Annotated in this window: 18 protein-coding genes; 12 read left to right on the plus strand and 6 right to left on the minus strand. The window is 33.1% G+C overall.

What is annotated here, in order from left to right; all coding sequences use genetic code 11:
• Positions 1-4: 4 nt before the first annotated feature.
• Positions 5-1351: a dihydroorotase gene (locus FEF17_RS02795; RefSeq protein WP_139000847.1), complete on the plus strand. Its 1347-nt coding sequence runs from the start codon at positions 5-7 to the stop codon at positions 1349-1351.
• Positions 1348-1869 (plus strand): DUF4296 domain-containing protein, encoded by a 522-nt coding sequence (locus FEF17_RS02800; protein WP_139000848.1) that lies wholly within the window; start codon positions 1348-1350, stop codon positions 1867-1869. The genes FEF17_RS02795 and FEF17_RS02800 overlap by 4 nt, the downstream gene beginning before the upstream one ends.
• On the opposite strand, the gene FEF17_RS02805 is transcribed toward FEF17_RS02800, so the two are convergent.
• Positions 1826-2836: an NAD-dependent epimerase/dehydratase family protein gene (locus FEF17_RS02805; RefSeq protein WP_139000849.1), complete on the minus strand. Its 1011-nt coding sequence runs from the start codon at positions 2834-2836 to the stop codon at positions 1826-1828. The genes FEF17_RS02800 and FEF17_RS02805 overlap by 44 nt on opposite strands.
• 87 nt (positions 2837-2923) lie before the next feature.
• On the opposite strand from FEF17_RS02805, the gene tyrS reads away from it, so the two are divergent.
• Complete coding sequence (gene tyrS, locus FEF17_RS02810) at positions 2924-4219, plus strand: tyrosine--tRNA ligase (RefSeq protein ID WP_139000850.1); 1296 nt, start codon at positions 2924-2926, stop codon at positions 4217-4219.
• Positions 4220-4323: 104 nt separating this feature from the next.
• Here the strand turns inward: tyrS and FEF17_RS02815 are convergent, their stop codons facing one another.
• The 3 genes from FEF17_RS02815 to FEF17_RS02825 all read right to left on the minus strand — a co-directional run bounded on the left by FEF17_RS02815 (position 4324) and on the right by FEF17_RS02825 (position 7478).
• Positions 4324-5304, minus strand: coding sequence for a LuxE/PaaK family acyltransferase (locus FEF17_RS02815; protein ID WP_139000851.1), 981 nt, complete (start codon positions 5302-5304; stop codon positions 4324-4326).
• An 82-nt stretch (positions 5305-5386) separates the two neighbouring features.
• Positions 5387-7024, minus strand: a complete 1638-nt coding sequence (locus FEF17_RS02820; protein ID WP_139000852.1) for a T9SS type A sorting domain-containing protein — start codon at positions 7022-7024, stop codon at positions 5387-5389.
• A 112-nt stretch (positions 7025-7136) separates the two neighbouring features.
• On the minus strand, positions 7137-7478 hold the full coding sequence (locus FEF17_RS02825; protein ID WP_139000853.1) for a T9SS type A sorting domain-containing protein: 342 nt from the start codon (positions 7476-7478) through the stop codon (positions 7137-7139).
• A 183-nt stretch (positions 7479-7661) separates the two neighbouring features.
• Here FEF17_RS02825 and FEF17_RS02830 point away from each other — a divergent pair, with 183 nt between their 5' ends.
• Entirely contained in the window at positions 7662-8342 is a 681-nt protein-coding gene (locus FEF17_RS02830; protein ID WP_139000854.1) for a response regulator transcription factor, read from the plus strand.
• A gap of 7 nt (positions 8343-8349) precedes the next feature.
• Positions 8350-9393, plus strand: coding sequence for a sensor histidine kinase (locus tag FEF17_RS02835; RefSeq protein ID WP_139000855.1), 1044 nt, complete (start codon positions 8350-8352; stop codon positions 9391-9393).
• Here FEF17_RS02835 and FEF17_RS02840 read toward each other — a convergent pair.
• Positions 9376-10425: a glycosyltransferase gene (locus FEF17_RS02840; RefSeq protein ID WP_139000856.1), complete on the minus strand. Its 1050-nt coding sequence runs from the start codon at positions 10423-10425 to the stop codon at positions 9376-9378. The two genes, FEF17_RS02835 and FEF17_RS02840, sit on opposite strands and share 18 nt — an antisense overlap.
• 136 nt (positions 10426-10561) lie before the next feature.
• Between FEF17_RS02840 and trmB the strand changes: the two genes are divergently transcribed.
• The 7 genes from trmB to FEF17_RS02875 all read left to right on the plus strand — a co-directional run bounded on the left by trmB (position 10562) and on the right by FEF17_RS02875 (position 14675).
• Positions 10562-11236: a tRNA (guanosine(46)-N7)-methyltransferase TrmB gene (trmB, locus tag FEF17_RS02845; protein ID WP_139000857.1), complete on the plus strand. Its 675-nt coding sequence runs from the start codon at positions 10562-10564 to the stop codon at positions 11234-11236.
• Between the two features lie 2 nt (positions 11237-11238).
• Positions 11239-11868: a LysE family transporter gene (locus FEF17_RS02850; protein ID WP_139000858.1), complete on the plus strand. Its 630-nt coding sequence runs from the start codon at positions 11239-11241 to the stop codon at positions 11866-11868.
• Positions 11868-12200, plus strand: a complete 333-nt coding sequence (locus tag FEF17_RS02855; protein ID WP_139000859.1) for an MGMT family protein — start codon at positions 11868-11870, stop codon at positions 12198-12200. Before FEF17_RS02850 ends, FEF17_RS02855 begins: the two co-directional genes overlap by 1 nt.
• 261 nt (positions 12201-12461) lie before the next feature.
• Positions 12462-13598, plus strand: a complete 1137-nt coding sequence (locus FEF17_RS02860; protein WP_139000860.1) for an Mrp/NBP35 family ATP-binding protein — start codon at positions 12462-12464, stop codon at positions 13596-13598.
• Between the two features lie 3 nt (positions 13599-13601).
• A complete protein-coding gene (locus FEF17_RS02865; protein WP_139000861.1) occupies positions 13602-13844 on the plus strand; it encodes a NifU family protein in 243 nt (80 codons plus the stop codon).
• A gap of 118 nt (positions 13845-13962) precedes the next feature.
• The gene (locus tag FEF17_RS02870) at positions 13963-14292 is read left to right on the plus strand and encodes a 2Fe-2S iron-sulfur cluster-binding family protein (RefSeq protein WP_139000862.1); all 330 of its coding nucleotides are present in this window, start codon (positions 13963-13965) and stop codon (positions 14290-14292) included.
• Positions 14293-14333: 41 nt separating this feature from the next.
• Positions 14334-14675 carry a YegP family protein gene (locus FEF17_RS02875; protein WP_139000863.1) on the plus strand — a complete coding sequence of 114 codons (342 nt, stop codon included), beginning with the start codon at positions 14334-14336 and terminating at the stop codon, positions 14673-14675.
• A 5-nt stretch (positions 14676-14680) separates the two neighbouring features.
• On the opposite strand, the gene FEF17_RS02880 is transcribed toward FEF17_RS02875, so the two are convergent.
• Positions 14681-15580 carry a metallophosphoesterase family protein gene (locus FEF17_RS02880; RefSeq protein WP_139000864.1) on the minus strand — a complete coding sequence of 300 codons (900 nt, stop codon included), beginning with the start codon at positions 15578-15580 and terminating at the stop codon, positions 14681-14683.
• Between the last annotated feature and the right edge of the window lie 69 nt (positions 15581-15649).

The raw sequence follows: 15649 nt of genomic DNA on the forward strand, positions 1-15649 counted from the left end.
AAAAATGAAGCTAAGAACCACACTTATAAAAAATGCAAATATTGTAAACGAAGGGTCGATAATAAGCGGTGATATACTTATTGAAGGTGAATTTATAAAAGAAATAAGTAGCTCTATAAGCGCTAAATCGGGTGATGTTCTTGTTATAGATGCTGAAGGCAAACATCTATTACCTGGCGCAATAGATGACCAAGTACACTTTAGAGAACCTGGATTAACTCATAAAGCGGATATTAAAACTGAATCGAGAGCAGCCATTGCAGGAGGTATTACCTCATTTATTGAGATGCCTAATACCAACCCTCAAACAACAACTGCCCAAAAATTAGAAGAGAAGTTTGAGATAGCATCTAAAACCTCATGGGCTAATTATTCATTTATGTTTGGCGGCACTAATGATAATCTTGATGAAATACTAAAAGTGGATCCAAAAACTGTTGCTGGTTTGAAATTATTTTTAGGCTCCTCAACAGGAAACATGTTAGTTGATGACCCTGTTGTTCTTGAGAAAATATTTAAAAGCACCAATATGGTCATCTCCGTTCATTGCGAGGACGAAAATACCATTAAAAAAAACCTTCAAGAGCACATTGAAGCTTATGGCGAAAATATCCCCATTAGTAAACACCCTATTATTCGAAGTGAAGAGGCTTGCTATTTATCCTCTTCAAAAGCTATTGAACTCGCAAAAAAAACGGGTGCAAGACTACATGTCTTTCATTTGTCTACTGGAAAGGAAACGAATTTATTTAGCAATAAAATCCCTTTAAAAGACAAAAAAATAACTTCTGAAGTTTGTATCCATCATTTATGGTTTTCAGATAAAGATTACGACAAAAAAGGCACCCATATTAAATGGAACCCTGCTGTTAAAACTGAAAAAGACAAGGAACAACTACTCGAAGCACTATTAGATGACAGAATTGATGTTATAGCAACAGATCATGCACCGCACACGCTTGAAGAAAAAAGCAACAACTACACAAAGGCACCTTCGGGTGGGCCATTGGTGCAGCATGCGCTTCCTGCCATGTTAGAATTGTATCACAAAGAAAAAATTTCATTAGAGAAGATTGTTGAAAAGATGTGCCACAACCCTGCTATTTTGTTTGATGTCGAAAGAAGAGGGTATATTAAAAAAGGGTATTATGCTGATTTTGTATTAGTTGATTTAAATAATCCATGGACGGTAAAAAAGGAAAATATTCTTTATAAATGTGGCTGGTCTCCATTTGAAGGAACAACCTTTAAATCTAGAATTACACACACCTTTTTAAATGGTAATTTAGTATATAATAATTTTAAGTTTTCTAATAAAAAAGTAGCTAAACGATTAACTTTTAATAGATGATTAAAAAACGTTTTACAATTCTTTTCATTGTTTTTATTGTGCTTGCGAGTTGCTATGAACTTAAAGGTCCAGAAAAACCTGAAAATCTGCTTTCAAAAGAAGAAATGGTTAATATTTTAATAGATATTAGATTGTTAACCTCTTCAACTGGGTCTAATAGAGCTGTATTAGAAAATAATAAAATTGTCCCTGAAACATACGTTTATAAAAAACATAAAATTGATAGTATCCAATTTGCCTCAAGTAGTGATTATTACGCTTTTTATATAGATGATTATGATGAAATCTATAAAAAAGTTAGAGACAGCTTGAAATTATTAAAGGAATTATTTGAAAAGCAGGAGGAAATGGAATTGAAGGAAAAAACTAAAAAAGATTCTATTAATGCTTTAAAAGTTCGAGATTCCCTTAAGCAGTTTAAAAAAATCGATTCGTTAAGACGAAAATTGATAAACAAAAAACCTGAAAAAGGACTTATTCAGCCTGTTTCAGATAGTCTGCCGCAACCTTTGAAATAGCACTCTCAATAGAATTAAAATTATAATTTAATCTATCTTTAACTTTATGATTATTGTAAGCTCTTTTAGTTTGAAGAGAATTTACTAAATGCCTTGTTAATTGTCTGCGTTGCCCAGTTATTTTATGCTTTAACCAATCTAATCTCCAAGCTATTTGTAAAAGTACTGGTGAAGCTAATTTTTTAGGCGGATGTCTTTTTACAGATAATGAAAGACTTTCTAAAAATTGTTTGTAATTCCAATTTTCAGCAACAAGCAGAAATGATTCATTCTTAATATTACTATTCATTAACTTTATCATAATAGACACAACATCAGCAACATCAATTAACCCAACGCTTCCATTAGTATAAAATTTTATCCCTTTATAAGCTCTTTTAAATAAATTACCAGATCCATAACGCCATATACCTGATCCAATAATTACTCCTGGCTTCACTATTACAACATCTAACCCCTCTTGCGTGGCGCGCCAAACTTCCATTTCTGCACCATATTTGGTAATAGCATAAACATTATTATCACCATCTGGATTCCATTGAGTCGTTTCGGTAATAGGTTTATTATTCAACTCTTTGCCTAAGGTAGCAATAGAGCTTACATAACAGAGCTTCTTAATATTAGTTGCTAAACAAATATTAACAATGTTGGCTGTACCTTCAATATTTGTGCGTCTTAACAAATGATACTTATCTGGTTCAAAAGACACAAAAGCAGCACAATGGTATACATAAGAAACGTCTTTGAACGCTTCAGTTAAAGCAGGTATATCTAAAATATCTGCTTTAAACCATTCTATTTTATTAAATAAATCTTCTACATCATCAGTATAACAAGAGAATACACTTCTTACATTTTTAAGTTTGCTTTCATTCCTATAAATGGCCCTAACTTTTTCGCCTTTAGCGACCAACTCATAAATTAAATGCCCTCCTAATAAACCTGTACTACCTGTTACTAAAATCATATAACTAATGTAAAGAAATATTCAGAATGCATAAGTAATTATGAGCGTATTTTTATATTTGCCCTAGTTTATTAAATTTTATAAAGCATGATAAAGAATTTTGTTGAAGAATTGACGTGGAGAGGTATGATTCATACCGTAATGCCGGGTGCTGAGGCACATTTAATGGAGAGTATGCGCAGTGCTTATATAGGGTTCGATCCAACAGCAGATTCTTTACATATTGGAAATTTAGTACCCATTATGTTATTGGCTCATTACCAACGATGTGGTCACAAGCCCATTGCTTTAGTTGGCGGTGCTACTGGTATGATTGGAGATCCTTCTGGTAAATCTAATGAACGTAATTTATTAGATGAAAAAACATTACGACACAACCAAGAGGCCATAAAGAATCAATTAGCGCACTTTTTAGATTTTGAAAGCCATGCAGATAATGCTGCTATTTTAGTTAATAATTATGATTGGATGAAAGAATTTTCATTCCTAGAATTTATTCGAGATGTTGGCAAACATATTACCGTAAATTATATGATGGCTAAGGACTCTGTAAAGAATAGGATTTCATCTGAATCCTCAGAAGGGATGAGCTTTACTGAATTTACATATCAATTAGTACAAGGATACGATTTCCTTCATTTATACAAAGCCAATGACTGCTCTATTCAAATGGGAGGAAGTGACCAATGGGGAAATATTACCACTGGAACTGAATTAATTAGACGTATTGGAAATGGAAAAGGCTATGCTATTACTTGCCCACTAATTACAAAATCTGATGGTTCTAAATTTGGCAAGTCCGAAGGCGGTAATGTGTGGTTAGATGCCAACAGAACTTCGCCTTACAAATTTTATCAATATTGGTTAAACTCTAGTGATGAGGACGCAGAAAAGTATATTAAAATATTTACTTTTTTAGATGAAGCCACTATTAATACATTAATTTCTGAGCATAATGAAGCGCCACACTTAAGAGTTCTTCAAAAACGTTTAGCAGAGGAAATCACAACCATGGTACATTCTAAAGAAGACTTAAATAATGCTATTAAGGCTAGTAACATTCTTTTTGGAAAGTCAACAAGCGAAGATTTAAAAGCGCTGAATGAACAGACTTTCTTAGATGTTTTTGACGGTGTTCCACAAACAGAGATTACACATGATGATGTTGAAAACGGGTTAGACGTTATAGCAGCTTTAGCAGAAAAAGGAGGCTTCTTAAAATCAAACGGAGAAGCACGTCGTGCCTTAAAAGAAAATTCAATCTCTATAAATAAAGAAAAGGTAAAAGAAGACTATAAAATTACTAAAGAAGACCTTATAAACAACAAATTTATATTGTTGCAAAGAGGTAAAAAGAACTACTTTGTATTATCTGTAAAATGAAGAAAAGCCCGATTTTTAAATCGGGCTTTTAACTAACCAACCAACTAAAAAAATTAATCTTTCTTTTTCTTAGCACTTATGTAGTCGTAATGTTTTTTAAAACCTTACAACACCATTAAATTACATCCACGAATATCGGAGTTGTCGAAACGACCAACCACTTCAAAAGCACCATCATGATAAACCTTTCCTAAATCTTGAGTTGCAATAAATGAGCAAGAATTAATATTAGCCAAATCAATTATGTTAATCCCTCCTGTTTGTCCATTTTCCTGAATTGTTAAAGCATCCTCTGTGTCTCTGGTTAATACTTTCATCCAATTAGGACATTTAAAAACGCCACTCTCTTTAGAATAGGCTTGACTTAATAATTCTGTCATTCCATATTCACTATGTATATTTTTAACTCCAAATCCTTCTTTTAATATCATATGGAGCTCAGACCTAACAAGTTCTTTACGTCTTCCTTTCATCCCACCAGTTTCCATAATAATGGTGTTTTCAAGATTGAATTTTTGAGCTTCTATCAAATCTAATAAAGCAAAAGAAACACCTATAAGAAGTACTTTCTTTTCTTCAAAATCAAGCCTAATCAAGTTACTTTTTAATTCCGAAATATTATTCAAATAAAAACCGCTTTCTTTACTTTTCGATTTTTCAATTAAGTCTTCAACCATATAGATTAACGAAGACCCCTCGCGTTCCAAATAAGATGGTAAAAGCGCTAATATGGTATAATCTTCAAAATTCCCATAAAAGTGTTTAAACCCAGTAACAAAACTATGTTCATATATGTCTAAATTGGTTACATGATGGCTACTCGTTAAACTACCAGTCGTTCCCGAACTTGTAAACGTTTTTTCTATCCTTTCTTTAGAACTCAAAATTTGGTGGGTTTTAAAAAATTGAATCGGTAAAAACGGAATATCTTTTATGGTGTTTACGTCGCTTGGATGTCTATTTATCAAATCGCAGAATGACCGATACACTTTATTGTTTTCAAACTGAAATTTGAAAACCTCAAGAGCCATTTTTTTAAAGTCGCTTTCAGTTTTTATTTTAAATATGGCTTTGGTATCTATCATAAAATTATAGTAGTTCAAAAATAGTTAAATAAAAAAGCGTTGCCAATAAGCAACGCTTTTAAAATATTTAAGAAAATTATATTTATTGAATAACTAGTTTCTTAGTTGATATAGCATCATCTTGAGATGCTTTTAAAATGTAAACTCCAGACGTCAATTTAGAAACGTCTAATCGATTATTTTCTAATGATTCATTTATAACTTGTTTACCAAGAATATCGTAAACTTTTACGTCCATTTTAGAATTGCTTCTACTTAAAATATTAATATAGCCTAATGAGGTTGGGTTTGGTGATAAGCTAAAGCCTTGAATAGAATTCCCTAATGTTGATAGAGTAGTTAAATCAGATAGACTTCTTGCAGTAACTTGGGCAGCACCATTGAAACTACCAACAATTGCTAGGAAATCAATTACAGAATCTGGAATTAATTCATTAATGTAATTTGCTTCACTGAAATTTGTTCTAAACGTAGAGGCTGTGCCATCATTAATAACATAATTCGTGCCTGAAGAAAAAGTATTTATTCCATTGCCGTCAGCGAACGTTACATTATTTACTCTAACTAATTTACTTTCATAATCATTTAAATTAGCGGCAATAACTGAAAGAGAAACGACATCTGGAGTAATAGTATTACCACTAGAACTAGCCGAAATGTCTTCGACAGGATTAATTTGAATTAACTGATTAAAATTGGTAAGAACACCTTTTAATCCAGTCATACCATCACCCTCATTGAAAGTTGTTGTTATAGTTCCTGGGGCGTCGTCAATAAGGATTCCGCCTGTGGCATCTTGAATATATTTTTGATTCCTAGAAGATCTAGTATAGCTAACTAAAGCTTCACTTGTTAATTCTGCATATGTTCCAGAAGCCAGAGCCCTTAAGGCATTAATGTTGCCAACTTGAGTATATGCAGCGACATCGAAAGAAATCATGTCACTGGCTATAACACCACCATCAACTAATTCGACGGTAACATTATAAGTAAAGCCATCTAACGTAGGAACTGATGTCGGGCTAGTTTGATTATTAACTGTTACACCATTTACAGTAACATCTACAGTCTCTCCGCCATTTAGATTTTGGGTAGACCATTCAATATTTACATTGGTAGTTCCAGGAGCAAAAACAGCATTATCGGTTGGAGATGTTATGTTAATCGAAGGAGATGCCGCTCCAAATGTTTGTCCAGTATTAATGGTTCCGTAGGTAGAAGTCATTGAATTGCTCCAAGCAAAATTTTCGTATGTAGTTCCTGAACCTGTTAATTGTAAAGATTCCCCTTCAATAGAGCCGCTTTCAGCAACTCCAATATCTGTTGAAGTTTGACCATCCGCCGATCCACCCACAGCCGTAAAACTTCCTTCGTAGCTTAAAAATTGAATTAAAACACCATTGTTATCTAGTGCAATACCATCTGGCGCTCCATTTTGCAGTCCAGAAATGGGAAACCACAAAGTTCCATAACCAGAGCTACCCTCATTTGGAATTATGCCAGAAAGAGCAGTAACACTATATGCTGCACCTCCATTACCATTATAAGGTGTTAAAGTATAAGTACCCAAATTTGTTCCTGCTGGCCCTGCTATTTCAATTCCTTCACCAGAGTCACCAGACGCATCGTCGTAATGAATTTCATTTATAAAAACCGAAGTTTGAGTATAAGAAAAAGTGAAAAATAAAAAAGTAAAAAGTAAAAAGTAAAGTTTTTTCATTGTAATAAATTATTTAAAAAAATTAGTCCCTCTAAAAATAACAATACTTTTTAATATAAAACTAAAAAACAGCCATTTAAGCTGTTTTTTTTACAATGTAATAATATTAGCCTTACTTGATTACTAATTTTCTAGTTTCTGTAATGTTGTTTTCTGTGATTTTTAAAAAATAAACCCCTTTTGCTAAATTGGAAATATTAAGTTCTTTGCCATTTAAAACAGTTGCATAAATCTTTTTTCCTATAACATTGAAAAATTCGATTTGCTTGGTTTTATTAAATCTTGTAGTAATATTAACATATTGCCTGTTGTTACTTACAGGATTGGGGTATATAGAAAGCGCTTCAATCTTTTGATTTTCAGAAAAGTTTCCAGTAAAATTTTGGGCATATCCTTTTGACGACAAAAAGAATAAAGAGGCAATAAATAAAAGTAAAACGTAGTTTTTTATCATAGTAGGATTTTATCAAGTTAAATTTAAGAAATAATAACAAAAGTTATACCAAAAAATGGTTAAAATATTATGAAATCCTTTAAAAGTTAATGTAGTGTTACCATAACGTTATTTGTATTAAAGATTTTCATCAATTTACCTTTTAAACTTTATATTTACTTTTGTAAAACCTTTTAGCTCAAAATGAATAAAAAAGACATAAAAATACTATTAGTGGATGATGAACCTGATATCCTAGAAATAGTAGGTTACAACCTATCTAACGAAGGTTATCAAATTATAACAGCAGAAAATGGAAGTGAAGGGTTAAAAAAAGCTAAAAAGGAATTACCACATTTAATTATTTTAGATGTTATGATGCCAGAAATGGATGGTATTGAAGCTTGTGAGCAAATTAGAAAAGTCCCCGATTTAAAGGATACCATTGTTACTTTCTTAACTGCTAGAGGTGAAGATTATTCTCAATTAGCCGGTTTTGATGCGGGTGCTGATGACTATATCACAAAACCAATAAAGCCAAAGGTTTTAGTTAGTAAAGTAAAAGCACTATTAAGACGCTTTAAAGAAGACACTGTTAGCAGTACTGTCAAAATCGGGAATTTGGTTATTGATAGAGAGGAATACAAAATAAGTCTTAAAGGCGAAGAAATAATATTACCTCGCAAAGAGTTTGAATTACTGTCCTTATTAACTTCAAAACCAGGTAAAGTATTTAAACGAGATGAAATCCTTGATAAAGTTTGGGGTAATGAAGTTATTGTTGGAGGTAGAACTATTGATGTTCATATTAGAAAACTACGAGAAAAAATAGGTGACGAAAGTTTTAAAACGGTTAAGGGAGTTGGCTATAAGTTTGTAGATTAGCATTACAATGCAGCCTAAATTCAAAAGAACATATCGCTTTGCGGCTAAAACAGCCCTTTTTTCTACGTTAGGCGTAACACTCATAATGGGTGTTTTTTTATATTATTTTTTTGAAGTTAATTGGTTACTACTAGCATTACTTGCCATAACAATGTATATCGTTTCGTTTGTTCTCATTCAATTGAGAATAGAGCGCTTAATTTATAAACGTGTCAAGAAAATTTATGATGATTTAACACTATTAGAGTCCACTTCACTCTCTAAAAGCGCCATAACTACAGACATGGGTACATTAACCCAAGAGATAGATAGGTTTGCACGTGACAAAAAACTTGAGATAGAAACTCTAAAAGTTCGAGAGCAGTATAGAAAAGAATTTATTGGAAATGTGTCGCACGAACTAAAAACACCATTATTCACTGTTCAAGGCTATATTTTAACCCTATTGGACGGTGCTATGAATGATGAAAAAATTCGCGAAAAATATTTAAAAAGAGCCAGCAAAGGGGTTGAAAGATTGAGCTATATAGTTAAAGATTTAGATATGATTACCAAACTAGAAGTTGGTGATTTAAGTCTAAAGATGGAAGTTTTTGATATTGTAGAATTGGTTAAGAATGTTTTTGAAATGTTCGAAATGAGAGCCAGCAAAAATAAAATCACGTTGACTTTCGATATGGATTACAGCAATCCAATTTACGTGAAAGCCGATAAAGAGCGTATACAACAGGTGCTTGCTAATCTTATTGTAAATTCTTTAAAATATGGTAACCTTAAAGGTACTACCGAGGTTAGCATTGAAAACCTAATAAAAAACAAGGTAATAGTTCGAATTACTGATAATGGTGTAGGCATTGAAAAAGCACACTTACCACGCCTTTTTGAACGATTTTATCGCGTAGATCAAAGTGGTGCTCGTAGCGAAGGCGGCTCTGGTTTAGGATTATCTATAGTGAAACATATTATAGAAGCTCATGACGAAAAAATTTATGTAGAAAGTCAATTTGGAGTTGGTAGCGAATTTTCATTCACATTAGAAAAGGCGGAATAAGTCCTTCAAATTTGGTTGCCCATTTGTGTAATTAAATCCTTCAAAATGTTGAATATAATTTAATTTTTCTAAGGTAAACTTTTCCTGACTACAACTTGGAACTAACCCTAAATGGGTCAACCTTTTTGCTAAATACTCTTGTTCAAATTGGCCAGGTGTTGGAATAAAAAAAGCCTTTTTACCTAATTGGGCCAAATCCATAACTGTTGTGTAGCCAGACCTAGAAATAACCAAAGCACTTTCATTTATTGTTTTCTCCAAGTCTTTTGAGGTCATGAAATTGTAAATTCTTAAGTTACCCAGATCTTCAATAATCTGTTTCTTTTCCATTTTACCTTTTACAAAACACACTTTACCTGTAAAGTTTTGCAACTCTCGTAATAGTTTTTCTTCCAAAAGTGTACGCTGGGGTTCTGGACCTGATAACAAAACAAGTAAGTCATTCTTTATTGGTAATTTCTGCTTTTCAAATCGGCTTAAAGCACCTATGTACTTAGTATCAATTACAAAGCTCTTGGGGTGTCCAAGTTTACCGCTCAAGTTATTCTCTTCTTTGTAATCAGGAACCCAGCACACGTCAAACTTTCTAATAAATTGTTCATGCATCATTGTACTTAACCATGTTGTATTTCCACTTAAAACATTCAATTGGTGCGTTACTATTACAGAAGGCACTTTTTTGGACCGTACCCCTAACCTATTATCTGAAATCACTGCAGAAATTTTATATCTCTCTATAATTTCTTGAGTAAACTTGTTTTCTTTCTTTATAGCTTTTAAAAGTTTAGGAGAGCCCTTAAGTAATTTAAGTTTAAAATGTTTTCCTTCCTTCGAATATGTAACATTATAAGTACGAAGTTCTAAACATTTTAATTCTGGAAATTCCTTTTGCAATAACATTAAGGCAGCCCCATCACTTGCAATTATTGGTTCAAAATCAGCACTTATTAAGGCCTTTATAATAGGAATACTTCTAGTAGCATGTCCCAAACCCCAATTAAGAGGTGCAACCAAAACTCTTTTTTTATTCAATTTTACCAAAGCTATACTATGCGTTTACAACTAAAATATGGGTTTTATGTAAAATCAAAGATATGCATATAAACCCTCTTATATATTTCCTTAATTTTACCAAAATTTTAGAATAATAAGAAATCGGTAATAAGCCTTGGGAAGTAAAAACAAACTTAGAAGATTTAGAGAAAATGAAACTTTTGCTAATGTCCTTCAACCAACTCGAGAGGAATTAGTTAGTAGCAATTTTAATTTAAAAGGCTCTTGGAGAAAAGAAGTTTTTAAAAATGACAATCCTATTGTACTGGAATTAGGTTGTGGAAAAGGCGAATATGCTGTGGCATTAGCTAAAAAATACCCAGATAAAAACTTTATTGGTGTTGATATTAAAGGAGCACGTTTTTGGCGCGGTGCAAAAACTGCCTTAGAGGAAAATATACCTAACGTTGTCTTTTTGCGTACTCAAATAGAATTGATAGACCATGCTTTTGCAGCCAATGAAGTAAATGAAATCTGGATTACTTTCCCAGATCCACAGATAAAATATAAGCGAACCAAGCATCGTATGACCAATCTTGAGTTCTTAAAACGCTACAAACAAATTTTAAGACCTGATGGTATTTTGCATTTAAAAACCGATAGCGAATTCATGCATGGTTACACACTAGGGCTGCTTCATGGTGCAGGACACGAAGTGCTTTATGCCAATCATAACGTTTACAAACAAGAAGGTAGTCCCGAAGAAGTTACGAGTATTCAAACCTTTTACGAATCGCAATACTTAGAACAAAACAAACCAATTACTTATATTAGATTTAAAATTAAATAGTATTGAATATCACTTTTATTTTCATATTGGGGTTATTTTTTGCACTTATTGGGGTAATTCCTCCCGGGTTATTGAACATGACCGCTGCAAAAATAAGTTTAAAGGAAGGGCATACAAGAGGTATTATGTTTTCAATTGGGGTTTGTACAGTTGTTTTTTTTCAAACCTATATAGCTGCCATATTTGCTCGCTACTTGAGTAAGCACCCCGAAATAATCGATATTCTTCAAAAAGTAGCACTAATCATTTTCATTTTAATAACAGTCTATTATTTATTAATTGCCAAATCGGAACGGAAGCAGCAAGTCGAACCCAAAATAAGAAGTAAGCATAGTCGGTTTTTTCATGGTATTTTACTTTCTGCTATAAATGTATTTCCTATTCCATACCAAGCGTATATGACCATTACATTGGCATCTATTGGTTGGCTTACATTCGATCAAACTAGCATTATATCTTATGTTTCAGGTGCTGCCATGGGAACTTTCGTCATGCTATATATCTATATTTTTTTCTTTGATAAAATTAAGAGTAAAGCATTTACGTCTCAAAAGAATATGAATTACATCATTGGAGGTATTACAGGTATTATTTCTATTCTAACACTCGTTAAAATTATTAAGGAGTTTTAATGAAAGCTGAGACTCTAAATTTCTTTGACCGTGTTTATGCAGTCGCTAAGCAAATACCTTATGGTCGCGTGACAAGTTATGGAGCTATTGCAAAATATCTTGGAGCTTCAAGAAGTGCCCGTATGGTTGGTTATGCAATGAATGGCTCTGGTGGAAAAGATGTTCCTGCTCACCGAGTAGTTAACCGAAAAGGGCTATTAACGGGGAAACATCACTTTGATGGCACCAATTTAATGCAACAGCTTTTAGAGAGTGAAGGTATTGTTGTTATTAATAACCAAATTCAAGATTTAGATAAGGTTTTTTGGGATCCATTTTCACTTCAAAACTAATTAGATTACCTTAAACATCTTATTAATCTTTTAATTGATTTTAAGAATGAATGTGTTTATAAAATTCAGAGGCGATTTATGTGCTAAAGTCAGAAATTAAAGGTCTTTGTCGTTCGAACTGGTTATATTTTGGCTAAATAACATCCTCTTTAACCAAATAATTTATCCTAATATTCACATAAACAAAAGTTCTTAAAGCATCATCTTTAGTATGTTTTTAATGTATATATTTGCATTTTAGAATGATTCTTAATAAAAGAAATGAAGCTTAACAAACAAGATATATTAAAGGCTTTGGAGTCTATAACCGTACCAGGTGAAGGACAAAATATGGTTGAAAGTGGTGCCGTTAAAAATGTAGTAACTTTCGCTGATGAAGTTATTGTAGATATTACCATTAAAAATCCAAGTTTACAAGCCAAAAAGCGTACAGAAGTGGATATTTTAAAAACTATTCACGAGAAAGTTTACGAGAAGGCAAAAATCACGGTTAATATAAAGGTTGATGCTCCTGCTAAGCCAAAACCAAATATTATAAAAGGGAATCCTATTCCTGGCATCCAAAATATTGTTGCCGTGGCCTCGGGGAAAGGTGGTGTTGGAAAATCTACAGTTACAGCCAACCTTGCAGTTACCTTGGCTAAGATGGGATTTAATGTTGGTGTCTTAGACGCCGATATTTATGGACCATCAATTCCTATCATGTTTGACGTTGAAGCTGAAAAGCCTCTTGCCGTTAATATTGGTGGAAAATCTAAAATGAAACCGATAGAGAATTATGGTGTAAAAGTATTATCAATAGGTTTCTTTACACAACCAAATCAAGCTGTTGTATGGCGAGGCCCTATGGCTGCTAAAGCCTTAAATCAAATGATTTTTGATGCCCATTGGGGCGAACTCGACTTCTTGCTCCTTGATTTACCTCCAGGAACGGGTGATATTCATCTGAGTATTATGCAATCGCTTCCTATAACTGGTGCTGTCGTAGTCAGCACACCCCAAAATGTCGCTTTGGCCGATGCAAAGAAAGGTGTAGCAATGTTTAAACAGGACAGCATTAATGTTCCTGTTTTAGGAATTATAGAAAACATGGCGTATTTTACTCCAGAAGAACTTCCAGAGAATAAATATTATATATTTGGGAAAGAAGGTGCTAAAAATTTAGCAGAAGATTTAGACGTACCATTTTTAGGGGAGTTACCACTTGTACAAAGTATTCGAGAAGCTGGTGATGTTGGACGTCCAGCTGCTCTACAAACAGCAACATATTTGGAGCAAGCCTTTGAAAAGCTAACCCAAAATGTGGTTGAAGAGGTAGTAAGACGTAACGATGATTTACCACCTACCGAAGCTATTAAAATAACAACAATGGCAGGTTGCTCGGCAGTTAAAAAGTAATATATGACTTCAGAAGAATTAAAATTAAATGTTGAAAAAGCCTTAGATGAGATTCGTCCATTTTTACAAAGTGATGGCGGCGATATTTCATTATTATCTATAGAAAACGATAACCTTGTTAAAGTCCAACTGCAAGGAGCTTGCGTAGGTTGCAGTGTCAACCAAATGACTTTAAAATCTGGTGTTGAAATGACTATTAAAAAGTATGCACCTCAGATTGAACAAGTGATTAATATTGAAATTTAATACATTCCCTATTTCCTACTAAAATAATAGACATTCTTATTTATAAATAATTCAGAAAGCTTAAATTTGCGGCACGAATTATGACATGCTTTTCATAGAGAAGTTCAAAACTCAAACAATGCAAGATATAAATATTAAAATTACTGATAGAGATGGTGTAACCCATGATATAATTGCACCTACGGACATGGCAATGAATTTAATGGAGGTGGTAAGATCCTACGAACTTGCTCCAGAAGGAACTATTGGTGTTTGTGGCGGAATGGTTATGTGTGCTTCTTGCCAATGCTATGTTTTAAGTGAGACCGAGTTACCTGAAATGAGTGATGACGAAGAAGCTATGTTATCTGAAGCTTTCGATGTACGAGATAATAGCCGTTTAGGTTGTCAAATACAAATGACACCAGATATTGAAGGTCTTGAAGTAGAACTTGCGCCTGAGAGTTAAACACATGTGACTTTTTGAAAGGATTTGGGTCTAAAGTTTAAATGGCTCAATTCAAAATATACAAAGACAAATCTGGACGCTATCGGTTTCTATTCAAACCTAATAATCATCTCATCATACTCACCAGCGAGCCTTACCATTCGATTATTATTTGTTTAAAAAAACTGCATTATTTTAAAAAACATGCTTTTAACGATCATTATTTTGTTAGACAAAAAGCAAATTGTGGAAGTCCCTATTTTACTTTTGAAAAACTATCCGATCGAGAATTACTAGCTACCAGCGAAACATTTTTAACTTTTGGTGCTATGGAAAAGGCATTGAATTTAATAAAGAAGAATGCCAAAGGTGCAACCATCGACAATTCGGTTTACGCCCTATAAATAAGCTATTCTGTTTGATAATTTATTAACTTTCTTGGTCCTTCAAGAAGTATTCTAACAATTTGAAGCGTTCCATCTTCCTTCGTTGCAATCTGCCATTTAATTAATGAAATAGCACCGTTTTCAATTTCTATGCCCGTAATACTTCTTGGGTGCACGCAACTTCCATCATTAAAAAAAGCAATATTACCAGGCTCTGGAAAACGAGGTCTATGTGTATGACCTACTACAGTTAATAAATTCCTATTATCACTTATCCATTTTTTTGTGCGACGCTCGACTTTAATTAGCTCTTTATAATTCTTGGCTGGACTTGTTGGGTCTGCAACACCCATAACATTTAGAGGTTTCCAGAGAATTCTAACCATAAAACGGCTCCATTTCCAAAACAAAAAGTTCCACCAATCGGCTTGATGACCATGCGTTAAAAATACTTCTTGTCCTGTCATGCAATGTTTCAGAATAATCCCTTCGTGATATTTTATTTCACCAAAAAGAGTAACGTCTTCACCTGTTTTTGGATCGAAGTAAGTTGACAAATTTTTATCTACATAATCTTGATTTCGATATACCATGTCATGATTTCCCCAAATCATGTGTAATCTATTTTCTTGATGAAAGCGTTTCATAAGCATAAAAACGTTCTTATGGGCATTTAAAATGGCATCAAACGAAATATTTTCCCATAATTCGTCTCCGTCACCTAATTCGCAATATTGAAACCCTTGATTATAATAATGTTTTAAGGCATGAAAATAGATGTTTCTATTGTTAGCGAAGTCATCAGCAAAACTATTGTCTCCCCGATGACAATCACTAAATAGAATAAACTTGCTGTCGTCATCAAAATCAACGACTTTGGCTTTTTTATAAGCGCGATCTAATCTTTGTTTGGATGAAAACATGAAGTAAATGTAATTAAAAAAAATCCAAGTAATAAACTTGGATTTTTTTGTTATTTGAGTAAAAAGTAT

Origin of the sequence: Hyunsoonleella aestuarii (assembly GCF_006148925.1) — a bacterium.
In the GTDB taxonomy this organism is placed as follows: Bacteria; Bacteroidota; Bacteroidia; order Flavobacteriales; family Flavobacteriaceae; genus Algibacter_D; species Algibacter_D aestuarii.